The sequence below is a fragment of the Staphylococcus sp. GDY8P94P genome, from assembly GCF_017892255.1.
GTDB lineage: Bacteria > Bacillota > Bacilli > Staphylococcales > Staphylococcaceae > Staphylococcus > Staphylococcus cohnii.
In genome coordinates this window covers 1-25,068 of the sequence record NZ_JAESKU010000025.1, presented here as the reverse complement: position 1 = coordinate 25,068, position 25,068 = coordinate 1, and the positions used below count along the sequence as shown (strand labels likewise).

Here is a 25,068-nt window from a genome sequence, read left to right as displayed (position 1 = left end):
TTTACTCATTATAAAAAACTTAAAATTGATTGTTTTCAATTGCTAATAATTGTAACACGTTTTTGCGGTTTGACTCCCCATAAACATGTGGTTGAATCATTACTTCATCCGCATTGTAGTTATGTGCGATTGCTTGTAATTGTGTGTAAACTTCATTTGGTAAACCACTGATAAAGCGTGGTTCATTTTGCCTCATTTTTTCAAGTTCTCTAGTAGATGGTTGTCTTTGTTGAGCAAATGTAATTGATGGATAGTGACTAGGTTGTTTTAAATAGTTAATACGCAATAACCATAGATGAAAAGCTTGTTCCAATTCTTTAATCTTTTGAATGTCATTTGCAGTGATTACAAAAGTTGAAATAATAACATAAGGTGTTCGGTTTGGATGAAGTTTTGAAAATAGTTTTCGATAATCATCGATGGATTGTTTAACCTTATCTTTATTCTTACCCATTAAAGCAGTGACAAAGGGTAAACCAAGTTGTGCAGCGAGTTCAGCGCTATTTTGGCTTGTGCCCAATAAATGCATAGCAGGTTGTGTATTGATTAAAGGTGTAGCGTATAATCCAAGAAATCTTTGTCTTTGAATGTCATCATTAAAATAGTTTGTTAAATCCACAATTTGTGTTTTAAAATCAACGTTGGTTGTTTTGTTTTCATTTAATGCTTGATTTACATTTTTAAAACTCATAGAACGGCCAATGCCTAAATCCACTCTGCCGGGATGACGTCCTTCTAGTATTTTAAATACTTCTGCTACTTTATATGCACTATAGTGAGGAAGCATAACACCACCACTGCCTATGCGAATCGAATTTGTATTTTCTAGCAAAGTCATCATTATCATTTCAGGAGCACTAGAAGCAACTGACAATACTTTGTGATGTTCAGCAACCCAAAATCGATAAAAACCTAGCGATTCTGCAAATTGAGCTAATTCAACAGAATGATTTATCGCTTGAGTAGTATCGCTGCCTTCAAATATTGGAACATAGTCTAGTATACTTAATCGCATATTACACTCTCCTTCATTACAATCATTTAAGTGCTCCATTTTATTTATCATAACACGAGGACAAAATATCAAATAAGCGATTTGATTGATTGCATAACTTCATTACTATAGAATAGAAGAAAATATGAAATGGAGGCAAAATAATGAAAACAGAAAGCATTGTATTAGCAAAACGCCCAGAAGGCATACCTTCTGATGATGTATTTAGATACGAAACTATTGAAATAGATGAGCCTGGTAATGATGAGATTCAAGTTGAAGCGATATATATTTCGGTAGATCCATATATGCGTGGCAGAATGGATGATAGTAAATCTTATATACAACCATTTCAATTAGATGAACCATTGGCAGGACATATTGTTGGAAAAGTAGTGCAATCCAACGCTGACACTTTTGAGCAAGGTGATTATGTATTAGGTATGTTACCTTGGCAAAAATATACAAATGTATCAGCTCAAAAAGTTACGAAAATTACTCAGAGAGACATTCCACTTTATTTATATCTAAGTGTATTAGGTATGACTGGTCAAACGGCATACCATGGTCTGCTAAAAATCGGCCAACCAAAAGAAGGAGAAACTGTTGTTGTATCTGCAGCTTCAGGGGCTGTCGGTTCAGTAGTAGGTCAAATAGCTAAATTAAAAGGTGCGCGTGTGGTTGGTATTGCAGGCGGAACAACCAAAACGAAATATTTAACTGAACAATTAGGATTTGATGCTAGTGTAGATTATAAAGCTGATAACTTCTCAGAACAATTAGCTCAAGCAGTTCCAGATGGTGTAGATGTTTATTTTGAAAATGTTGGTGGACACATTGCAGATGAAGTAATGAAACACTTAAATCAATTTGCTAGAATTCCAGTATGTGGTGCAATTTCTGGCTATAATGATAAAAGTATTGAGCACGGACCACGTATTCAGCCGATTTTGATAAAATCACAAGCACTTATGAAAGGATTTGTTGTTGCAAATTTTGCTGATGACTTTAAACAAGCGAGTCAACAGCTTGCTCAGTGGGTAAATGAAGATAAAATAAAAACAAAAACTTCGATCGTAGAAGGATTTGAAAACGTGCCTAATGCATTTAGAAATTTATTTACTGGAGATAATTTTGGTAAACAAGTGGTCCAAGTTTCAGACAATTTATAAGTAAAGGAGATGCACATATGAAAGCAATTGCTGCAGATAGACCGTTTACATTAGATGAGGGTAATCAATTTTATGAAATGGATATAGAGAAGCCAAAGCCTCAGCAATATGAATTATTAGTGCGTTTAACTGCTATTAGTGTGAATCCAGTAGATACGAAAATTAGACAATCGTCTATAAATGAGTCGCCAAGAATTTTAGGATATGATGCTGTAGGTGTTGTAGAAGCTATAGGCGAAGATGTTAAACAATTTAAGATTGGCGATGAAGTTTATTATTCAGGTTCACCTTCGTATCAAGGATCGAATCAGACATATCAACTTGTTGATGAACGATTGGTAGCATTGAAGCCGAGTAATATTAGTGATGTTGAAGCGGCAAGTCTCCCTTTAACTGGTTTAACAGCTTCAGAAACGCTTTTTGATGTTTTTAATATTTCTCATAATCCAGAAGAAAATAAAGGCAAGTCCATATTAATAATTAATGGCGCAGGTGGCGTAGGCAGTATCGCAACACAGATAGCAAAGTATTACGGGCTACACGTCATCACCACTGCATCTCGCAATGAAACGTATAATTGGTCAAAATCATTAGGTGCAGACATCGTGTTGAATCATAAAAATAATCTGACAGATGAATTTAAAAAATATGAAATTAGTGAAGTAGATTATATATTTTGTACTTTTGATACGGACTTGTATTACGAAAAAATGATTGAATTAGTAAAACCACGCGGTAAGATTGCTACAATTGTTGCTTTCAACAATAAGCAAGATTTAAATTTATTGAAGCCTAAAAGTGTAACCTTTACACATGAATATATGTATTCAAGACCGTTAAATAAAACAGAAGATATGTCTATTCATGGTACCTATTTAAAAGATATCACTAACAAAGTAGAATCAGGCGACTATAAACCAACAGCAAATGAAGTGTTAAAAGGATTAACAGCAGATAATATTTATGAAGCGCATAAAAAAATGGAAAACCACAGCATGGTTGGCAAATTAGTTATTTCTATTTAGTAAAAGTGCACGATGTTATAAATATGAACACTGCTATTGAGAAATTCTTATTGTTAAGCAATACTATAAAAGTTTAACAGCTTTCAATAAAATAGCTGCTACAAAGGAGCAAAGACAATCAAAACAGTATATTTGATTGTTATTTTGCTCCTTTATTTTTTCAAAGTAACGGTTTCTCACAATATCAATATCGAAAATTATTACTTTTGAATATACGCACAATTTAAGATATAAAATGTATAAATTAAAGTGTTAAATACAATTAAATTCATAAATTACGCATATTACCACGATGTAAGGGTATATATGACACATAAAGTAAAGGGAGAGTGTCATGTTAATATGCGTCTTAAAAAATTAACAGTAGTTTTTTGGGTAGCGCTAACGATTTGTACGCTATTTGTTATTTATGGCGCAATTGCGCCTAAACAATTAGAATCGGTTACACAAGCGATTACCAATTTTATTGCAGTAAATTTTGGATGGTATTATTTACTATTAGTATTAGCTATTTTAGTTGTATCTATTTATTTATTATTTTCTAGATATTCAACAATAACTTTAGGAGAAGAAGGAGAAGACCCAGAATTTTCACTAAAATCATGGTTTGCAATGTTGTTTAGTGCGGGTATGGGGATTGGTTTAGTATTTTGGACAACAGCTGAACCTATCAGTCATGCATTTACATTAACACCGATACATAAAGCAGGAACACAAACTGCTATAAATGAAGCGATGCAGTTCTCATTTTTCCACTGGGGTATACATGCATGGGCAGTGTACGGAATTGTTGGACTTGTGTTTGCATACTTTAATTTTCATAAAGGTTATCCTGGATTAGTGAGTGCTACATTAAGACCAGTTTTAGGAGAAAAGATGATGCGTGGGCCAATAGGTGGCGCAATCGATGTGCTTGCAATTATCGCCACAGTGACTGGTGTTGCTGCGACACTTGGATTTGGTGCATTACAAATTAATGAAGGTCTAAATTTTTTATTTAAAATACCTTCTAATTTTGGTACACAAGTTGTGATTATTGTTATTGCTACAGTGTTATTTACGTGGTCTGCTTGGTCAGGTATTGATAAAGGCATTAAAAACTTAAGTAATATTAATATGTTTTTAGCTTTTGTAGTATTAATCGCATTATTTTGTGTCGGACCTACGTTAAACATTTTAAATACGTTTACTAACTCATTGGGAGATTATATTGCTAATTTCTTTAACATGAGTTTACGTATTCCACAATCAGGTGGGGAGAAATTCCAATGGTTGCAACAGTGGACAATTTTCTACTGGGCATGGTGGGTCTCTTGGGCACCTTTTGTTGGCATATTCATTGCTCGAGTTTCTCGAGGTAGAACAATTAAAGAATTTATTTTAGGTGTACTTTTTGTACCTGCACTTGTTTGTTTTTTATTCTTTGCAGTGTTCGGGGCGTCAGCGATTTATTTACAGCAAAATGGCATTGCCAACATTGCTAAAGAGGCAACTGAAACTGCAACATTTGCAACACTTGAGCATTTTCCATTAGGATTTTTACTCAGTATTATTACACTCATTGTAATTATGATTTTCTTTGTTACTTCAGCAGACTCTGCAACTTATGTGCTAGGTATGTTGAGTTCTAAAGGGAGTATTAATCCATCTGGCGTAGTAAAAGTAAGTTGGGGTGTTATTTTAGCACTATTTGCTATGATTATGATTTATACAGGTGGTACACAGTCAATACAAAACTTATTAATCATAGCAGCATTACCTTTTTCAATCGTTATTATCTTTATGATTTGGTCGTTATTCAAATCATTATCAATTGAAAAACCACGGCCTAGCAATAAATTACTTGTTTCAGATGAAAAATATTTACAATATCGAAAAGCGAGTCAAGACCATGAAAAAAATAGTCAATCACAAACGCATCACGACAGTAATTAAAATTATTTTACCAAATACATTATAATTTCAATTTAAAATGTTTTTACTTTTATTTAACGGGGTATAAAGATGTATGAAATGTACATATAATTTAACTATAGGAGGTGTCATACGAGGTGAAGCGAATTAAAAATTTTATACTAGGTCTATTAATCGTAGTCATCGTTGGTTTTTTACTATTTATGTATATCAAAGATTCTAGAATTAGTGAGTACCAAGACTACTTCAAGCAATTTAATTGGTTTGAACCGACGCTTATTGGCTTAGCAGCCCTACTGATTTTAATAGGTCTAATACTTGTATTTAGCTTGTTTAAACCTACGTACAGAAAACCTGGACTTTATAAAGACTATGAAGATGGACATATTTATGTATCAAGAAAAGCAGTTGAAAAATCTGCATACGATACACTTGTAAAATATGACCAAATTCGTCAACCAAATGTTATAGCGAAACTATATAACAAGAAAAAGAAATCACATATTGCTTTAAAAGCGGATTTCTTTGTTCCAGGTGATGTTCAAGTTGGTTCATTGACAGAAGAAGTAAGAAATGACATTAAACAAAATGTTGAGCATTTCACAGAATTACCAGTTTCAAAATTAGAGGTTAATGTTAGAGATCAAAAAGCCTCAGGCAAACGTGTGTTGTAAGGGAGGGTTATCATGGCTAACAATAATAACCAACAAAGACAAGATTCTACACAAGAAGTTGTTGATTTTTTCAAAACGTTTAAATGGAGAATAATTGGATTTTTAGCATTTCTAATTATCGCTATCTTATTTTTAACGTTAGGTTTCTGGAGTACAATATTAATAATTGTTTTATGTTTAATTGGTATTGGTATTGGGTATACTAAAGACCGTAAGCAGGATTTTTTGAATTTCTTAAATCGATGGAGTTAATTAATTTAAAATAGTAAATTAATCATTTTAAAATCTTATATAAAAAAGGAGAATTAATTATGGCAGTAGATAATAATAAAGCAAAACAAGCATATGATAATCAAACTGGAGTAAAAGAAAAAGAGCAAGAACAGCAACAACAGCAACAAGAACCAGAATTCACTAATAAGTTAACTTTCTCAGACGAAGTTATTGAAAAAATTGCTGGTATTGCTGCACGCGAAGTAAATGGTATTTTAGAAATGAAAGGCGGCTTCGTTGATAACATTTCTAGTTCATTTGGTAGCAGTAACAACGTAACACAAGGTGTTAGCGTTGAAGTAGGCGAAAAACAAGCGGCAGTTGATTTAAAAGTTATTTTAGAATATGGTGAATCTGCACCTAAAATCTTCCGCAAAGTGACAGACTTAGTAAAAGAACAAGTTAAATATATTACTGGTCTTGAAGTTGTAGAAGTGAATATGCGTGTTGAAGACGTGATGACTAGAAAAGAATGGTCACAAAAAAATGAAAAAAGCCAAGATTCAAACAACGAAAATAAAGGCTTACAATAATGCTTAATACAAAACTACCGGTAAAGTAATTACTTTACCGGTAGTTTTTTTGTACGTTCATATAGCGTATTTTTATTCCTGATATAATGGATTGCTAACCTTGATATAAGTATAATAATCCGCTTCATCTGTGAGGCGCATCGTTGTAACACATTTATAATCTATTTTTGGTGCCAATAGAATTGATTTAATATTTTCTACGCGTTGTTGGTCATCTATATCATTTGCAATAACTTTTAATTTAGCAATTAAAATATCACGGATCAATTGCCAAAGTTGAGTTTCAAAATTAGAGTGCTCACTTGATTTTGTAATACTGACAATTAATTCACCGAGATGATTTTGAATACTTGAGTAAAAAACTTTATTGAATACTGTTTGAGGTTGGTCAGATAAAATTAAAGATTTTTCATGAAATTTTGCAGTACTATAGCCCATCTTATTTAAGTGCATTTGATCTATACGTAGCCCTTCAAAATCACGTATATAAAGTGTATCTAAAAGCCCATCTTCGGTAAATGTAGCGATTGAATTTTGTAGATGCGCTTCAAGGGCGATTCCGTATTTCACATATAGAGGAATCGTGATATCTATTAAGGCTTGGCTGTATTGTTGTATCCAAGATAAAGCAGCTATTTCAAAGGTCGGAAGTTTATTTTTTTCTTTATATTTTTTAATTAACGAGACAATTAATGGTTCATCATTATATATAGTTGAAGTAACTAATGCTGAAGGAATGATGGGTGTAGTATCATTTTTGATCAATTGATAAATATTGGTTCTAAATAATGTACCTAGTTGTTCACTTCTTTTTGTTCTGATAGTTGTCTCATCCAATGAGTTATAAAAATGAATACCGGCAAGCTCATCAATTGTATCAGCGTTTATATGCTTAAACAATGAATCATTTTGTTTAATATCATTAAGGATACGTGTTACCTGTGGCCCATTTATTGTAGTTTGTTCAGATAATGTTCTTATCTCACCAGTAATATGAACATTAGTTGATAACTTAATATGAGGTAATTTTTCAGGATATTTGGGCATTAATGTTCTAAATGATAGTCCTGCGTAATATGATTGTTGATAATCAATTGGTATCACTTTCTTGGTATTTAATTCTGCTTTGTACTCCTGTAATAATATATGGTCGTATTGCCATGGATGCACGACCATTACGTAATATTGATTAATTTGATCACGACCAACATGATTCATAACAGCTGCTTTTAACCCTTCAAACATTCTAAAAAGTAAATCATTTTCTTCTTCAATATAAGTTTGAGCTTTTGCTATTGATTTATGTATTAAAATAAATTGTAAGGATATGGCATTACCAAATTCCGCTGAATAATTAATTACAGTTTCTGGTGTCATTCCTTTTCGTAATTTAGCTCCCGGATGAATTGGGTGTCCTTCAATAACAAACTGTTCAGAACTCAAATAACTATCCTCTGAATTTATAATTAAATCATATAAACTTTTTTTATTGTTTTCTAATGTGTATGCTTGATAGCTTAATGCAATTGCCATATTTGTGACACTATTGTTCAAATCTTCATAAAATTGAGTGCTAGCTTCATTATCAAGTTCTGGCGATATTGTTAAAATGATGTTTAATATTTCATTTGGATGTTGTACTCTATTGTAACTGCCATTGTGTTCAATATAAAATGGCCCTTGAACATCTAAGCGATCAAATGCATGTTCTCCTGTTATAGTTGCATATAGTGTCTTATTAAGTTTAGGAAACGCAATGGATAACAATTTACTGTTTGCTGGTAAGTGTACAATGTTCAAATCTTGATTAGAAATAACCTTACTGTGGCTCCGACTTTCTACTAAATTTTCCCTATGTAATGAAGAAATTAATCTTTGAGATATTTTATCTCGACTTTCTAAAAGCATATTTAGGAACAATTTTGCCCATTGTTCATTGATTGATGATAAATAATCAAATGCATGTTGTTCGTCATTGTTAATATTATTTAAAAAATTGTTGTTAATACTTTTTGAATTCATAAAGCACCTCTAAAAATTATTTTACAAAAGTATAAGATATTTGTATAATCCATAATATCGATAATGATAATTATTATCAATTAAAAAAGTCAGGTGAAATTATGGCAAAGTATTTTTTCCCAAGTTCGTTCCTATTATTTTTAGGAAATTGGATTGGACATATCACTTTAAATTGGTATGTGTATACGTTATATCATAACGCAATTCATCTTGGACTCATTAATTTTTTCCGTCTTGTACCTATTTTACTCATAAGTGTATGGGCTGGTGCATTAGCAGATCGATGTAATAGGGGGAAATTATTGAAAATAACTATCTCTTCTTCTTTCTTACTTACCACTTTATTGTGTGTCTTAATCTTTCAAGAATGGGATATACCGATTGTAGTATTTTTATTATATTCATTGGGTAGAGGTATTATGAGTGCAATAGAAACGCCAGTTCGTCAATCTGTACTACCAGATTTGACGAACCGTTTAACAACAACACAGGTTGTTTCGTACCATTCATTTATTATTAATATTTGTAGATCTATAGGTCCTGCTATAGCAGGTTTAGTAATGGCGAGCTATAACGCAGAAATAAGTTTCATTATACAAGCGGTATGTTACTTAATATCTTTAATGCTGTGCTTGCCTCTTAAGATTGAACAACCGAGAGATAATGAAGCACAAACACAAATGAGTATTAAATTTGTGTTTGAATACTTTAAAGATAATAGCGTTGGCACTAGGATATTTGTAACATCTTTATTTATAATGGCTAGTGGTTTTACATATACTTCATTATTACCAGTTTTAACAGATAAGACGTTCCCTGAACAAGTAACGATGTTTGGGACAGCAATGACATGTTGTGCAATAGGTGGTATTATTGCGACGATGATTTTACCTAATTTACTAGAAAACATCTCTATGGTGAAGATGTATTATTATAGTTCGATATTATTTGGCGTTTCTTTATTAGGTAGTATTAGCCAGAATATTGTTGTTTTTTTTATTTCAGTTTTCTTAATTGGTCTGTTCAGTCAATGGATGCGTACCACTAATAGGATTTATTTTCAACATCGTGTTAAATCAGAACATCGAGGGAAAATACTAAGTGTTGTAATGATGGATAGAGGGATGATTCCCCTAGGTGCCATGATCATGAGTTTTTTAACTGAGTACATAGGTATTATAGAAACCTTCATTATTATGGGATTAAGTACCTTAACGATTGCATTAATATTTGGCACGATTAACAGACAAAGAACAAATGGAGGCAATGTTGTATGATGCATCATATATGGAAATTAGCAGATTTAAATATTCAATACCGCATGTTTAATGCGATTCTTAAAGAACATATTTTTCCTGATAAAATGTTCTTTAAGTCTTTTGATAAATGCCTAGAACTTCAATACAAAGGACAAGCATTAAATGTTAACTATATAAGAAAGAGTACTTTAATGCGTTATGTCTTTGAAGGTGAGATACGTTATATTAAAGGTGACGCAAGTTTTAATATTGAATCTTTGGAACAATTGCTTGAATTATTAACAAATCAATTTGATATCCCTATCAGTACTAGACTAACAGCAGAGTTACAATCAAGCCGAGAAGGACTAGCGATGAGTTATGAACATTTTAATAATAGACAATCTAACATTCGTGATAGTTTGAATTTTTCAAGAATGCCAATTACGATCAACTTTTTTACATGGCTCCAACATATGAAAGAAGATAATGATGTTAATGATTTAATTTATTCTGAAAGTCTTGTAGTGGAGGGGCATCCAACACACCCTTTAACTAAAACAAAGTTACCCTTAACGAATGAAGAAGTTAAATTATATGCGCCTGAATTTGAAAAAATTATTCCATTGAAAATCATGCTTATCCATAAACAATTTTGTATAGCAACTGCGATGGAAGACGATGAACAATATATCATCAATCAAGTCATTCCTGAATATAAAGTTAAAATAAAAGCATTTCTAGATTCACATGATTTAGATTTAGCAGATTATCGAATTATATTTGTACATCCATGGCAATATGAAAATGTTATTCCACAACAATTTGGACATTGGATAGAAACACAACGTCTTGTAGCGACACCGTTTGACTTAGAATCCAAAGCAACACTGTCTTTTAGAACAATGGAGCTACTCAATAAACCATTTCATGTCAAATTACCAATAAATGTTCAGGCGACAAGTGCAGTGAGAACCGTTTCAGCAGTAACAACCGTTGACGGTCCTAAATTAAGTTATGAGCTGCAAGATATGATGGATGTGTATCCTCAATTAAAGGTCGCGTTGGAGCCCTATGGTATATATGCTGATACAGATGAAGATATCGCACGCCAATTAGCTTGTATTGTGCGCTATCAGCCACAAATTTCAAACACTGGTCTCACGATAGTAACTGGAAGTTTGGTCAATAGAAATCCTGTAGATAATCAAATCATTGTCGATAGTTATATAGAATGGCTTGGTCTAAAGTTAACCAAAGAGACAATTAAAAAATTTATTAGTAATTATGCATTAACACTTATAAAACCATTAATAGCCTATATCCAAGATTACGGTGTTGCATTAGAAGCGCACATGCAAAACACAATTGTTAATTTGAACCACGATTTTAAAATGAAGTTTATGATCAGAGATTTAGGAGGTTCAAGAATTGACTTAGATACGTTAAAAGCTCAATTACCTAACATTAATGTTACTAATAAAAGTTTAATCGTCGAGAATATTGAAGCGGTCATTGCAAAATTTCAACATGCTGTCATTCAAAATCAAATTTCAGAACTAATACATCATTTTACGCAATATGATGGTATTGAAGCAGACGAACTATTTGACCTTGTACGCGAAGCAGTTGAACAATCCATTGATTCTAAAAAAGCACATGCACACATACTACGACAAACCTTATTTGGAGCTAAAATAAATGTGAAAGCATTGCTACGTATGCGAATGGAAGGTAAGGTTAAAAATTATTTAACTGTAGATTTAGATAATCCTTTAAGTAATGAGGTGTAATTATGGCAAAAATCAACATAAATCTTTCTAAAATTAAATACAACGCCATGACATTAAACACACTTTTAAAACAACATCACATTGCTTTTACACCTGTGATTAAATGTGTAGCGGGTGATAAAACAATCGTTGAAACGTTGAAAAGTATTGGCATTACACATGTTGCAGACGCAAGGATCAGCAATATTCTAAAAAGTACAGATGAAGCCATATCTTATACATTAATTAGAAATAGTAACCATGATGAATTAGAAAATGTAGTACGCCACATTGACATGAGCATCCAAACTGAATTAGAAACAATACGACAAATCAATGAAATCGCAAGTAATTATAATGTGAAACATAAAATATTATTAATGGTTGATTGGAAAGATGCTAGAGAAGGTGTGCTGACTTACGATGTAATTGCCTATATTAGAGAAATTATTAACATGCATCATATTTCCCTCAAAGGATTGGCTTTTAATTTTATGTGTTTTAATGCTATTGCTCCAACCGAAGAGGACGTTGAGATGATCAATCAGTTTATAACTTCAATCGAGAAAGAAACACATATGAAATTTGAAATAATCTCAGGTGGCAATTCTAGTATGCTATTACAAATGCTTTATAACGATTTAGGAAAAATTAATGAATTAAGAGTTGGAGAAACTTTGTTTAGAGGAATTGAAACGACTACAAATAATTCATTTGCTACTTTATATCAAAATGCCATCATTTTAGAAACAGAAATTGTTGAAATCAAACCACGTATTAACATGAATGATGGAGAACACTATTTACAAGCAATTGTAGATATAGGAAATTTAGACACAGACGTTAATGACATTAAACCATTACATCATCAAGTGAAAGTTTTGGGTGCGACGAGTGATCACCTTATGATAAATTTATTAAATAATGATCATTACCGTATCGGAGATAAAATACAGTTCAGTTTAGGTTACAAAGCTTTAGCACAAAGTATGTTTGTACCTAATTTAGCTAAAGATTATCAGAGTGATGATGTTATTGAAAAAATGTGTTATATCAAAAATATGAGAATATTGAATAAAATTTGATTTTTATCAAATTTTAATAAAAAAATTATTGACATTGAGAATCGTTATCAATAAAATTAGATGTGTAATGATACATATCTAAGGAGTGAAAACGATGAAGCAGAGATCTAAATGGATGGGTCTATTATTAATCACATTAACGCTTATCCTGTTAGCGGCTTGTGGTAAAGTTAGTGATAATGGTTCTGACCAATCTAAAAATGACGACAAAAGTAAAAACGGCACAACGATTAAGCATGATGGAGGAACAACTAACATTGATAAAAAACCTAAACGTGTAGTTGCACTTGAGTTTTCATTTGTTGATGCATTAGCGGCATTGGATATTAAACCGGTTGGTGTCGCTGATGATGGTAAAAAAGATAGAATTTTAGCACCGATTCGTGAAAAAATAGGTGATTATCAATCAGTGGGTGCACGTAAACAACCAAACCTGGAAGAAATTAGTAATCAGAAACCAGATTTAATTATCGCAGATAGTAATAGACATAAAGGCATACAAAAAGATTTAGAAAAAATTGCCCCTACGATAATGTTACCAAGCTTTGATAGTGATTATAAAGACAACTTAGAGGCATTTAAAACAATTGCTAAAGCTACAGGTGAAGAAGATAAAGGAAAAGAAAGATTAAAAGAACATAATGAGTTAATGGATAAATATAAGAAAGAAATAACAATGGACAAATCTCAACCAGTATTAGCTACAGTAATTGCCAAATCTGGTTTGCTTGCACACCCAGAAAATACATATGTAGGTGAATTATTAAAAGAATTAGGTTTTAACAACGCGCTTAATAAAACTGAAACAGATAATCTATCTAAGTATTTAAAAGGACCATACTTACAACTAAATTCAGAAGTGCTTTCAGACATTAATCCAGGACGCATGTTTATCATGGTGGACAAAGGAAAAGCTGATCCAAACTTGAAAAAGCAAGAAGAAGAGCCAGTTTGGCAAAGTTTAGATGCTGTTAAAAATGATAGAATTGCTATTGTAGATAGAAATACTTGGGCTCGTGCAAGAGGTATCATTTCTTCTGAAGAGATTGCTAAACAGTTAGTAGAGATTTCAAAAGATGAAAAAAATGATAAACAACAAAAGTAAGGTGAACGGTAAATGACTAAGTCTAATAGCATTAACCAAACCAAAACTGAAGACAAGAAAAATAACAAACGCACAGCACTCACATTTATTGTGAGTGTGTGTGCGCTTTTTGTCATTATTTATTTTAATTTAAGTATAGGCGCATCTCATATTACTTTCAATGACTTTAATGATTATTTTTTTGCGCATTCACAAACGAAACAAACTTTTTTAATACATAATGTACGAATACCAAGAATGTTAGCTGGTTTATTCATAGGTGCAGCGCTAGGGTTAGCAGGATTGTTAATGCAAGCGATGACTAGAAATCCTTTAGCTTCTCCTCAAATATTTGGCGTGAATTCAGGTGCATCTTTCGTGATTGTATTGATTACTATGATTGTGCCATCGTTGTCATCTTATGCAACGATATTAGCTTTTATAGGTGCCTTCATAGGTGGTCTAACTGTCTACGCTTTATCTGGCTCAACTAGAGGGATGACTCCAATTAAGTTAGCGCTTGCCGGAATGGCAATCCATTTATTTTTTTCAAGTATGACACAGGGTATTATCTTATTAAATGAAGATGCAACATCAACAGTGATGTTTTGGTTAGTAGGATCTTTATCTTCGATTACATGGACACAAGTATTAGGTATCTTGCCATGGTTGATACTTGCATTTATCTGTACAGTTATCATAGCTAAACAATTGACAATCATGGAATTAGGTGAAGATTTGGCCACCTCATTAGGCCAAAATGTTAAATTGATAAGAATGATCATTGGTATCTTAGTCATTGTGTTGGCAGGTACTTCTGTTTCAATCGCAGGTCCAATTGGTTTTGTAGGACTGATAGTGCCACATATTGTTAAACACTATATTAAAACAGATTATAGATTAATGGTGCCTTTAACGATGATTATCGGTGCAAACTTATTATTATTATCTGACGTTTTAAGTAGATTGATTGCCTTTCCTTTTGAATCACCTGTAGGTATAGTAACGTCATTTATAGGTGCTTTTTATTTCTTAGCATTTACAATAAAAGGGGTGAGAAGGCTATGAGGCGTCCATTCATATTTCGCTATTTGTTAGTTACAGTATTGTTATTGATTGCGTCAATTGCGTCCCTTTCAATAGGTGCTGTTTTAATCAATCCGTTTGAAGCGGTAAATAGCCTTTTTACGCAAAATAATTTTATAATTAACGAGTATAGAGCGCCAAGAATGTTTTTGGCATTAATTGTAGGTAGTAGCCTTGCTATTTCCGGTGCATTGATACAGGGCGTAGTAAGAAATGCTCTGGCTTCTCCTGATGTGATAGGTATTACCAAAGGTGCAAGTTTATCTGCCGTTACAATCATCATGTTATTTCCATCAGCGCCTTTATTCATATTGCCATTTGGATCATTTGCAGGCGCATTAATCATAAGTTTAATTTTAACTATATTAATATCAAGATTTAATGTAAAGGGCTCTAAGTTAGCATTAATTGGTTTAGCGATAGGTGCAATATGTACAGCAATTGTACAATATATGCTCATACGTAACCCGCTTGACGCTAACACGGCATTAGTCTGGCTAACAGGTAGCTTATATGGTCATAGTATGTCAAATGTGTGGGTGATATTACCTTGGTTTATTGTTGCGTTACCGGTGATATTTTATTATTGTCATCAACTAGATATTTTGACATTAGGGGATGAGATAGCGATTGCACTCGGGGCAAAAGTGAAAAAGGTAAAAGCAATTCTTTTATTTTTAGCTGTCATCCTAGCAGGTGCTTCAATATCAGTAGTTGGTGGACTGAGCTTTTTAGGTCTCATTGCACCTCACATAGCTAGACAATTAGTTGGTCATAAACATAAGCATATTACGCTTATGTCTGGCTTATTAGGTGCTTTAATTTTAATGATAAGCGACAGTCTAGCAAGAGGCATCCATCCGCCAATTGATATTCCTGTTGGTGTCATTGTCGCAATTGTTGGTGTACCATATTTTCTATTTTTATTGAGAAAATTATAAATTCAATATATAAAAGATTGAAAACGAAAGCGCTTTCATTTAAAGTAGAGGCTGAGACAACATGCATTTGTACCAACCTCACTTCATATTGACAGAAAATGATTGAACTGAAAACGCGCTTTAGATTAAGTTTTTCAATTCTAGTCAACCTTATCGGGGTGGGACGACGAAATCTATTTAATAAAATTAGATTTCTGTCCCACTCCTTTTATTAGCTATAAAAAGAAATGACATTAAAAAGACATTAAAATTTGATTTACATATTTATACAAAATAGGTTATAATTATTGCTGTTGCTTTTTAAAGTGTTTATGAAAATATATACACACCTAAGGGGTGAACGAAATGGACGATTATAGTAAAGCACAAATTATCAAAGGAAGATTAAAATTCATTTTGATGTCAGTTTTGGGGATTATTCTATTTTTGATTCCTATAACCGTGACTGAAGATGGTGAAAAGCAAACGACTTTACCAGTGGCATTTTTAGCAGGTCTATTAAAAGATTTATTAGGTGATGCGATGCCAGTGATTATTGTAATAATAATTACTATTTCAGGTGTTTTATCTATCATCTGTTCGACGGTATTGAAAAATAAATTGAAACCTGATGGATTAATGAATAACGCATTTAATGTAAAATTTGTATGGCTTATTTTAAGGGTTTTAGCCGTTATTTTTGTCTGGATGACATATTTGAAAATGGGCTCAAAAGCAATTTATTCAACTGATACTGGTGGTTTAGTGTTCGAAAGTTTATTACCAACGCTTGTATCTGTGTTTTTCTTTGCGGCACTTTTTTTACCTTTATTAATGGAATATGGCTTATTAGAATTATTAGGACCGATTTTCAGACCAATCATGAGACCACTATTTACACTGCCAGGACGTTCGACAGTAGATAATTTAGCATCATTTATTGGCGATGGGACAGTTGGAGTTTTAATAACAAGTAGGCAGTATGAAGGTGGATTTTATTCTAGACGTGAAGCGACAGTGATAGCCACAACTTTCAGTGTAGTATCATTAACATTTGCAATTGTTGTTGCAGAAACAGTACATATGCAAAATCATTTCTTTTATTTTTATTTATCAGTAATCGTATCATGTATTGTATGTGCCTTGATTTTACCTAGAATATGGCCATTGAGTAAGATTAAAGATGAATATTCCAAAGAAGTATCTGAGGAAATGAGAACTGAGAAGTTACCTGAAAATAAAACTGCGTTGAGACATGGATTTGATATGGCTACAGAAACAGGAATTAGAGCACCAGGATTCAAATCGTTCTTTAAATCTGGATTTAAAACTGTTATAGATATGTGGTTCGTTATATTACCAGTTGTAATGAGTGTTGGGACTTTAGCTACAGTCATTGCGACTTATACTCCAATATTTGCAATCATTGGTAAACCTTTTGTACCTTATTTAGATTTATTGCAAATTCCAGAAGCTACACAGGCTTCAGAAACAGTTTTAATAGGTTTTGCTGACATGTTCTTGCCTTCTATTTTAATTGAAGGTGTGGGCAATGACATAACATTGTTTGTCATTGGTGCTTTGAGTATTACGCAGTTGATCTATTTATCTGAAGTGGGTGGCGTCATATTAGGATCTAAAATACCAGTTAGTATTTTTAAATTGTTTGTTATTTTCTTGATTAGAACAATCATCGCTTTACCAATTATTGCTTTAATGGCACATCTTTATTTTAATTAAATAAAATAAAACACACATGAACTCATATTTGAAATTTTTAGAGGTAATCTACCTTTAAGTCATTTCTCATATTTGTAAATGTGTGTTTTTTAATTAGATTAGTGAAGTTCTGTTAAAACAGTAGCTTTGACAATTTTATTTCCTAAAATAGGAGATGGCTCATCTTGTTGGGAATTATTGTTTTGACTATGCGCTTCTTTAAAAGCGTCACTTTTTAGCCAACCGTTGAAAGCTGCCTCATTTTCCCACCAAGTATTAACATACATTTGGTCGTAATCTGCTTCGTCATCTATTAACCACACTTCAATATGATGAAAGCCATCTAAATCTTGAATTTTTCCACCTTGTGTAAATTTTGGTGCTAGTTTTTCAGCAAACCCTTTCTTAACATCTATTCTATTAGTAACAACATACATGTTATTCACCTACTTTCTAATTGATATTTTTAGTATAGCATTTAACTAAACCTTTATATGATTGAAAGCCATTGTTCAATATTCACTTACTCTGTATATTGAAAAAGAAGTGAAATTCTATTTATCAGAATTTCACTTCTTTTTATAATCAATTAGATTTATTAAATTAAACTTTTAGTGATTATTATTTTGTAATTTCATTATAAACTTTTTGATCATTTTGCGTGTATATAATGTATTCATGATTATCAGTATCAATGATAACACGATTTGTTTTTCCAAATGTAGAACCAATACGTGAAACTTTTTCTCTATCTAATTTTGGAACTGCATGGATATTTTGATCTTGAGAAACATTTTTAATTTCACTTGTTGGAATCTTAATATCAGCGACTCTCCATTGAATTCTTACTTCATTGTTATCTTTTTTTACTGTCATTGCCATATCGCGAACACATCCTTTAAATTATTTATAGCTATAGCATACAATAAAAAGTAATCGTTTTCAAGTGATTGTGTGATACTTTTAATCATTATGTCATACTATTTTATTTTACGAAAGTATGTTCGCATTATCTATAATTTTATGGTAAAATTTAGCCGAGAAAAGGGGCAATGCACATGACAGGTAAAACACACACATCATGCGGTTTATTAGTAGGCGCATTAACTATAGAATATTACCAAACAGATTTATTTACATCGATTACAATTATGACGCTTGCAGTTATATCAAGCTTATTACCTGATATTTGTCACACGCAAAGCAAGGTTGGAAGACGTTTCAAAGTATTGAGTTTTTTAGTTCGTATACTGTTTGGTCATAGGACATTTACACACTCGTTATTATTCCTTTCTATAATTAGTATCCTTTTATATTTTATCCAAACACCAGAGTATTATTTGGTTTCAATTATCCTTGGTTTGCTTTCACATGTTATACTAGATATGTTAACACCTAGAGGTGTAAAATTATTATATCCAATACCGTTAACGATTAAATTCCCCTTAGTTTTTAAAACAGGTGGCTTAGTAGACTTATCGTTAGCAGGCGCGCTTTCAATAGGTGCGCTTTACGTATTATTCAAATCATTTTTTAATAATCTCTTTTTAAATTTTTAGTGATTATGGTTGTGATTATAATTGTAATAATATAAAGTGCATATAGTGAAATTATATATTCCTATTAGATATAAGATATTATTTTTATCTATTTTGAATATAAAGGAGAGAGAACATGTTAGATAAGAAAGAGTTAGCAAAGTTTAACCAAGAACATCTAATAGAATTTGAAAAATTAATGAGTAATAATGAAAAAGAACAATTAGCTAGTCAAGTTGATCAATTAGATTTAGCTTACATTCAAGATTTATATCGTGATTTGTATTTAAATAAACAAATGATAGATGATATATCTTCAGTAAATGAAGTGAAATACGATATAAAAGAAAATTTTTCAGATGAAGAAATTAAACAATTTGAAGATGTTGGCATAGAAGCAATTAAAAAAGGTAGATTTGCAGTAGTTTTAATGGCAGGTGGACAAGGCACACGTTTAGGATACAAAGGACCTAAGGGTGCATTTGAGATTGAAGGTGTGAGCTTATTTGAACTACAAGCACGTCAATTATTAGAATTGAAAGAAAAAACGGGTGTTTATGTAGATTGGTATATCATGACAAGTAAAATAAATGATAGTCAAACCCAGTTGTTTTTTGAAGAAAAAAATTATTTTGGATATGACAAAGAACATGTACACTTTTTTATTCAAGATAATATCGTCGCATTATCTGAAGAAGGCAAACTTATTTTAGATGTTGATAGTTCTATTTTGGAAACTCCAAATGGTAATGGTGGCGTATTTAAATCACTCAAAAAAGCAGGATATCTTGAAGATATGACAGAAAATGGTGTTGAATATATCTTTTTAAATAACATTGATAATGTTTTGGTAAAAGTGCTAGATTTATTTTTTGCAGGTTATACTTTCCAAAATAGTATGGATATTACAACGAAATCGATTCATCCCAAGCATGGGGAAAGCGTCGGAAGGTTAGTTACAAACGAGGATAAAGATACAGTGCTTGAATACTCAGAATTGGAAGCAGAAACTGCAAATCAATTAAATAATGCAAACATTGGTATACATATGTTTAAGCTACAATTTATTAACACTGCTGTAGATAATCATTTGCCATATCATTTAGCAGTAAAACAGCTTAAACAATTGGACGATGATTTTGGCGTTATTGAAAATCCTGCTTTAAAATTTGAATTATTTTATTTTGATATCTTCCAATATGCTCATAGTTTTATAACATTACAAGTACCGAGGGACGAAGAGTTCTCACCATTAAAAAACAAAGAGGGCAAAGATAGTGTGGAAACCGCTACAGCTGATTTAAAACGTTTAAATAGGATCTAAGAAAAGGTGATTACACTAATGACTAAACCATTAGAGATTAAAAGCAATAAAGTCACTAAATCATTTAAAAACATCATACCATTAACTTTTGGAGAAGAAATTGGTAATGCAGTATCACATGGCGTAGCTGCCTTTGTTACTTTATGCGCATTGCCATATGCAGCATTACAAAGTTATTTTGCACATGGTGTTTTAGGCTCTTTTAGTGTTTCTGTCTATGTAATAAGTATTTTTTTAATGTTTCTATCTTCAACGGTCTATCATACAATGCCTAATTATTCTTCACATAAATTTATACTTAGAATCATTGATCATAGTATGATTTATATTGCCATTGCTGGAACCTATACACCAGTGTGTCTAGTACTAGTAGGTGGTTGGATAGGCTGGACAGCAATGATTGTTTTATGGGGTATAACGCTTTGGGGCATACTCTATAAATCTTTAGCTAAACATGTCAATCATAAGCTTAGCTTAACGATGTACTTAGTGATGGGATGGATTGGCATAATATTTTTACCCACAATTATTTTCGATACTAGCTTGAAGTTTATGTTATTTATACTATTGGGCGGTATAGCCTATACAATAGGTGCGTGGTTCTATGCGCAAAAAGATAGACCTTATTTTCATATGATTTGGCATTTGTTTATTTTAATAGCTTCTGTTTTTCACTTTATAGCTATTTTATATTTTATGTAATCATTGAATAGATGGACCATTTAAATGTAAAGTATGATTATTTTACAAAATGAATAGGATTAAAAAAGCACTCAAATAAGGGAGCGAGAAGTAAATCAAAAAGGTTCATTTGATTATAATTCTCGCTTTCTTTTTAATCCCTTTTTATAGGGCAAAAGAAGTAATTTGCAGCAAACCTATTGAACTTAGGCACAATTAGTGATTTAGTAATGATTGATAATGAAAGTATCGTGTTAGGAGATTAATTATGAATATAAAAACATTTGGTGTTGTTGTTGCATTAATATTAATTATGTTTATGTCTGCAATTGAAACATCAATCGTTTCATTAGCATTGCCTACTATAAAAGAAGATTTAAATGTGACTGGTTCAATATCACTCATATTTTCAGTCTATTTTATAGCAATTGTAATTGCTAATCCAATTGTAGGTGAGTTGTTGGACCGCACTAAAATCATATACATAACACTATTAGGATTAGTCTTTTTTACGATTGGAAGCTTTTTTTCAGGTATAAGTAGTACATTTGGTATATTAATTATCTCGCGCTTTATTCAAGGATTAGGTGCAGGAATAATGATGGCTTTGAGTCAAATAGTTCCAAAGCTTGCTTTTGCAATTCCATTAAGATATAAAATCATGGGGATTGTGGGCAGTGTGTGGGGTATATCAAGTATCATAGGTCCCGTCCTAGGCGGTGGGATTTTAGAATTTGCTACATGGCATTGGCTATTCTTTGTCAATATACCTATCGCTATCATTGCGATGTTATTGGTAGTATTTACATTTCATTTTGAACATGAACAAACGACAACTTCACATAAATTAGATATTAAAGGGCTTATGTTATTTTATCTGTTTGTTTTCTTTTTAATGTTTACAGTAATGAATAGCAGTCATTGGTATTTAAATTGTATTTCGTTTATTGTAGCGATAGCTATGGGTATGATCTTAATTAAAAATGAAAAGGGCGTAGCGGCTCCATTTTTCCCTGTTAAAGAATTTAACAAAACAATTATACTTGTTTTCATCACAGATTTTTTATATGCAATGATATTGATGGGATATAATTTATATATGCCGATATATCTTCAAGAAGAACTCGGACTATCACCATTACAAAGTGGGTTTGTTATTTTTCCAATTTCCTTTGCTTGGTTAGTGTTAAATTTCAACTTAAATAGGTTAGAAGCAAAAATGTCTAGAAAAGGCTTGTATATATTTGCTTTTACATTATTAACAATATGTGGCATTTTTATATTTGCAGGTACAAAAACACCAATATTTATAGCGTTTAGTTTATTGCTGGCTGGTATTAGTTTTGGAACAGTTTATACGAAAGATAGTGTAATAACTCAAGAAGAAACCTCCCCACAGAATATGAAGCGTATGATGTCATTATATACATTAACAAAAAGTTTAGGTAATTCTATCGGCTCTACAATTATGGGTACGGTTTATGGTTTAACAATCGCATTTATTCATTTACCAATACACAATGTGATTTTACTTAGTTTTATCATTTTAATCGTACTGTTTGTACTTTGGAATACACTGTATAAACAAGATGATCGCAAATTCAATTCTTAGAATAAAACAAAAAGTTATATGTATTTTAATTATTAAGCAAATATTGAAGTTTAGTGAATTTTAATACTTGCTTATTTGTATTTGGGTGTATGTTGTTATAATGGTAAAATAAGAAACAGTTTTTAATTAAGGATTAATGTGAAATAAGCAGAAAATAAATTAGGTGAAGGGGAGGACAGTAAGCAATGAAATATATAAAGTATTTATTTACGACGCTTATTGTGCTTTCGGTATTTATCATTTCTGGCGCTATATTTTTAGCATTCTTAGGATTTGGCTTATATGGATTAAGCCGTATCCTTATATTTTTTCATCTAGCATACTTTGGTTATAATAAAAGCTTTTATGATAACTTAATTTATTACGGCAGTTATATCGTATTAGGTTATTTTACTTTATTTATTATTGAGAACTTAATGGATTATTTCAGAAAAAAATTACCAGATAATCCCTATTTTCAAGGAATAACTTATCATTTAATAACATTTGTTGTTACAACGTTATTATTCTATTTTATTGTTCACATTCATTATGCATATATAGATATTGATTTTTGGGTGATTGTTGTAATTATGGGTATTCTATTTATATGTAAAGAAGTCTTTTATCCTGATAGCAAAAATCTTAATCAGAATAAATAGTTGATGATATAAGTGCTAAGAGGTGGTTAAGTGACCGTTGAGCTAACTGCTTTTGTATTACCAAGATTATATTTATACTAAGTGTAAACTACTTAAGCAAAATTAAGTTATGTTTGTTAGAATATTAGTGGATATATTTATATAATAGAGGGGGACGCTTTGTGTTAACGATAGAGCAAGTTAAAGAACTTGTTGGAGAACTTAAGGATCCAATTATTAATGTTCCTTTAAAGGAAACTGATGGAATCGTAGAGGTAACAACAAAAGATGAGATAGAACATGTAAGTGTTAAAGTGGCTATGGCTCAATTAGGAGGACAGCCACAGTTAGATTTACAAATGGCTATTGTGGAAGTGCTTAAAGAAAATGGCGCGAATACTGTTGGAATAAGATTTGAGGAATTACCGTCTGATGTTGTTGAACAGTATAGAGGTAACAGTGATGACCAACCGCAAACAATAGAAGGTTTACTATCAAAGGATAATCCTGTTGAATTTATAGCAATCGCATCTGGTAAAGGGGGCGTTGGTAAATCCACTGTAGCTGTAAACTTAGCCGTTTCATTAGCAAGGGAAGGTAAAAAAGTTGGACTCGTCGATGCTGATATATATGGTTTCAGTGTTCCAGATATGATGGGTATAGACAAAAAGCCAGAAGTGGATGGCAAAGAGATTATACCAGTTGAGAGACATGGAGTTAAAGTCATTTCGATGGCATTTTTTGTAGAAGAAAATGCGCCAGTTATATGGAGAGGACCTATGTTAGGTAAAATGTTAACTAACTTTTTTGTTGAGGTACGTTGGGGAGATTTAGATTATCTTCTTTTAGACTTACCTCCAGGTACAGGTGATGTCGCTTTAGATGTCCATACAATGCTACCATCTAGTAAAGAAATTATTGTTTCTACGCCGCATCCGACTGCAGCTTTTGTTGCAGCAAGAGCAGGTGCAATGGCTAAACATACAGAACATTCTATTTTAGGTGTTATAGAAAACATGTCATACTTTGAAAGTAAAGAAACTGGTAATAAAGAATACGTGTTTGGTAAAGGTGGCGGTGAAAAGTTAGCTGATGAGTTGCAAACAGAACTTTTAGGTCAATTACCATTAGAACAGCCATCATGGAATCCAAAAGATTTCGCACCTTCTATTTATCAAGCGGATGATCGACTAGGTAAAATATATCAATCAATGGCAAAACAAATCATCGACAAAACAAAAAAATAGATTATTTATAGAACTGGGTAGAAATTTTTAATTCTGCTCAGTTTTTCTCTTGCAATTTTTTGAATTGCTGTTAGAATAATTTCTTGTGACCAATGAAAGCACGATTAAGTAGCTTGAAAAGTTTGTTGCAAAAATATATTTAAACTATTGACTTTTTATTATGAAGTTGATAATATATAAAAGTCGTCAAAACGGCAAAACATTATTTTAAATAAATTTTTAAAAGTGTAAAAAATATACTTGAAAAAAAGATATTAATAATTTAATATTGTTAAAGTAATGTTAAATGATTGTTAAGCAAATGAAATCTTTTTTGACAAAGTGTAAACAAAGATGATATAGTAGTAAAGCAATTATTTATTTAAATGAACATTGAAAACTGAATTGCAATATGTCAACGTTAATTCCGATTTCAACATTAAATGTTGAATCAAAACAACGTGTTATTAATGACACAAATAAGTAGTTTATGAGCTAAACAAACATCATATTTTTTATGGAGAGTTTGTTACTGGCTCAGGATGAACTCTGTCGG

The 25,068-nt window shown here is 31.8% G+C and carries 23 protein-coding genes; 19 read left to right on the top strand and 4 right to left on the bottom strand.

Annotation, left to right across the window (positions count from 1 at the left end; translation table 11 throughout):
* Positions 1 to 19 precede the first annotated feature (19 nt).
* A complete protein-coding gene (locus KA926_RS13010; protein WP_119535452.1) occupies positions 20 to 1,015 on the bottom strand; it encodes an LLM class flavin-dependent oxidoreductase in 996 nt (331 codons plus the stop codon).
* A gap of 143 nt (positions 1,016 to 1,158) precedes the next feature.
* Between KA926_RS13010 and KA926_RS13005 the strand changes: the two genes are divergently transcribed.
* From KA926_RS13005 to KA926_RS12980, 6 genes are all read left to right on the top strand, one after another.
* Complete coding sequence (locus KA926_RS13005; RefSeq protein ID WP_107383895.1) at positions 1,159 to 2,166, top strand: NADP-dependent oxidoreductase; 1,008 nt, start codon at positions 1,159 to 1,161, stop codon at positions 2,164 to 2,166.
* Positions 2,167 to 2,183: 17 nt separating this feature from the next.
* Complete coding sequence (locus KA926_RS13000) at positions 2,184 to 3,191, top strand: zinc-binding alcohol dehydrogenase family protein (protein WP_107383894.1); 1,008 nt, start codon at positions 2,184 to 2,186, stop codon at positions 3,189 to 3,191.
* Between the two features lie 342 nt (positions 3,192 to 3,533).
* Positions 3,534 to 5,126, top strand: coding sequence for a BCCT family transporter (locus tag KA926_RS12995; RefSeq protein ID WP_107383893.1), 1,593 nt, complete (start codon positions 3,534 to 3,536; stop codon positions 5,124 to 5,126).
* A gap of 116 nt (positions 5,127 to 5,242) precedes the next feature.
* Positions 5,243 to 5,779 (top strand): alkaline shock response membrane anchor protein AmaP, encoded by a 537-nt coding sequence (gene amaP / locus KA926_RS12990; protein WP_107383892.1) that lies wholly within the window; start codon positions 5,243 to 5,245, stop codon positions 5,777 to 5,779.
* 12 nt (positions 5,780 to 5,791) lie between these two features.
* Positions 5,792 to 6,031 (top strand): DUF2273 domain-containing protein, encoded by a 240-nt coding sequence (locus tag KA926_RS12985; RefSeq protein ID WP_019468675.1) that lies wholly within the window; start codon positions 5,792 to 5,794, stop codon positions 6,029 to 6,031.
* Positions 6,032 to 6,090: 59 nt separating this feature from the next.
* Positions 6,091 to 6,585, top strand: coding sequence for an Asp23/Gls24 family envelope stress response protein (locus tag KA926_RS12980; protein ID WP_210144571.1), 495 nt, complete (start codon positions 6,091 to 6,093; stop codon positions 6,583 to 6,585).
* 72 nt (positions 6,586 to 6,657) lie between these two features.
* Here KA926_RS12980 and KA926_RS12975 read toward each other — a convergent pair whose 3' ends face one another.
* Entirely contained in the window at positions 6,658 to 8,607 is a 1,950-nt protein-coding gene (locus tag KA926_RS12975; protein ID WP_210144569.1) for an IucA/IucC family protein, read from the bottom strand.
* Between the two features lie 101 nt (positions 8,608 to 8,708).
* On the opposite strand from KA926_RS12975, the gene KA926_RS12970 reads away from it, so the two are divergent.
* The 7 genes from KA926_RS12970 (at position 8,709) to KA926_RS12940 (ending at position 17,532) form a co-directional block, all read left to right on the top strand.
* Positions 8,709 to 9,884, top strand: coding sequence for an MFS transporter (locus tag KA926_RS12970; RefSeq protein WP_210144567.1), 1,176 nt, complete (start codon positions 8,709 to 8,711; stop codon positions 9,882 to 9,884).
* Positions 9,881 to 11,638 carry an IucA/IucC family protein gene (locus KA926_RS12965; RefSeq protein ID WP_119535448.1) on the top strand — a complete coding sequence of 586 codons (1,758 nt, stop codon included), beginning with the start codon at positions 9,881 to 9,883 and terminating at the stop codon, positions 11,636 to 11,638. Before KA926_RS12970 ends, KA926_RS12965 begins: the two co-directional genes overlap by 4 nt.
* Positions 11,639 to 11,640: 2 nt before the next feature.
* Positions 11,641 to 12,702 carry an alanine racemase gene (locus KA926_RS12960; RefSeq protein WP_119535447.1) on the top strand — a complete coding sequence of 354 codons (1,062 nt, stop codon included), beginning with the start codon at positions 11,641 to 11,643 and terminating at the stop codon, positions 12,700 to 12,702.
* 94 nt (positions 12,703 to 12,796) lie between these two features.
* Positions 12,797 to 13,807, top strand: a complete 1,011-nt coding sequence (locus KA926_RS12955; RefSeq protein WP_107505112.1) for an ABC transporter substrate-binding protein — start codon at positions 12,797 to 12,799, stop codon at positions 13,805 to 13,807.
* Between the two features lie 12 nt (positions 13,808 to 13,819).
* Positions 13,820 to 14,854: a FecCD family ABC transporter permease gene (locus tag KA926_RS12950; RefSeq protein ID WP_107383885.1), complete on the top strand. Its 1,035-nt coding sequence runs from the start codon at positions 13,820 to 13,822 to the stop codon at positions 14,852 to 14,854.
* Positions 14,851 to 15,813, top strand: coding sequence for a FecCD family ABC transporter permease (locus KA926_RS12945; RefSeq protein ID WP_107386484.1), 963 nt, complete (start codon positions 14,851 to 14,853; stop codon positions 15,811 to 15,813). The genes KA926_RS12950 and KA926_RS12945 overlap by 4 nt, the downstream gene beginning before the upstream one ends.
* Positions 15,814 to 16,158: 345 nt before the next feature.
* On the top strand, positions 16,159 to 17,532 hold the full coding sequence (locus KA926_RS12940) for a YjiH family protein (protein ID WP_107505111.1): 1,374 nt from the start codon (positions 16,159 to 16,161) through the stop codon (positions 17,530 to 17,532).
* Positions 17,533 to 17,630: 98 nt separating this feature from the next.
* Here the strand turns inward: KA926_RS12940 and KA926_RS12935 are convergent, their stop codons facing one another.
* Together KA926_RS12935 and KA926_RS12930 are read right to left on the bottom strand one after the other, a co-directional pair.
* Positions 17,631 to 17,948, bottom strand: coding sequence for a heme oxygenase (locus KA926_RS12935; protein WP_107385333.1), 318 nt, complete (start codon positions 17,946 to 17,948; stop codon positions 17,631 to 17,633).
* 184 nt (positions 17,949 to 18,132) lie between these two features.
* Positions 18,133 to 18,393 (bottom strand): SunI/YnzG family protein, encoded by a 261-nt coding sequence (locus KA926_RS12930; protein WP_107385334.1) that lies wholly within the window; start codon positions 18,391 to 18,393, stop codon positions 18,133 to 18,135.
* 176 nt (positions 18,394 to 18,569) lie between these two features.
* Here KA926_RS12930 and KA926_RS12925 point away from each other — a divergent pair, with 176 nt between their 5' ends.
* The 6 genes from KA926_RS12925 to KA926_RS12900 all read left to right on the top strand — a co-directional run bounded on the left by KA926_RS12925 (position 18,570) and on the right by KA926_RS12900 (position 24,533).
* On the top strand, positions 18,570 to 19,070 hold the full coding sequence (locus tag KA926_RS12925) for a metal-dependent hydrolase (protein WP_107386485.1): 501 nt from the start codon (positions 18,570 to 18,572) through the stop codon (positions 19,068 to 19,070).
* Between the two features lie 115 nt (positions 19,071 to 19,185).
* Positions 19,186 to 20,373 carry a UTP--glucose-1-phosphate uridylyltransferase gene (locus KA926_RS12920; RefSeq protein WP_210144565.1) on the top strand — a complete coding sequence of 396 codons (1,188 nt, stop codon included), beginning with the start codon at positions 19,186 to 19,188 and terminating at the stop codon, positions 20,371 to 20,373.
* 18 nt (positions 20,374 to 20,391) lie between these two features.
* Positions 20,392 to 21,075, top strand: coding sequence for a PAQR family membrane homeostasis protein TrhA (trhA, locus tag KA926_RS12915; protein ID WP_107385227.1), 684 nt, complete (start codon positions 20,392 to 20,394; stop codon positions 21,073 to 21,075).
* 247 nt (positions 21,076 to 21,322) lie between these two features.
* Positions 21,323 to 22,666, top strand: a complete 1,344-nt coding sequence (gene sdrM / locus KA926_RS12910) for a multidrug efflux MFS transporter SdrM (protein ID WP_107505110.1) — start codon at positions 21,323 to 21,325, stop codon at positions 22,664 to 22,666.
* A gap of 185 nt (positions 22,667 to 22,851) precedes the next feature.
* Positions 22,852 to 23,307, top strand: coding sequence for a SepA family multidrug efflux transporter (locus KA926_RS12905; protein ID WP_107385225.1), 456 nt, complete (start codon positions 22,852 to 22,854; stop codon positions 23,305 to 23,307).
* A 161-nt stretch (positions 23,308 to 23,468) separates the two neighbouring features.
* Positions 23,469 to 24,533 carry an Mrp/NBP35 family ATP-binding protein gene (locus KA926_RS12900; RefSeq protein WP_107385224.1) on the top strand — a complete coding sequence of 355 codons (1,065 nt, stop codon included), beginning with the start codon at positions 23,469 to 23,471 and terminating at the stop codon, positions 24,531 to 24,533.
* The last annotated feature ends 535 nt before the right edge of the window (positions 24,534 to 25,068 follow it).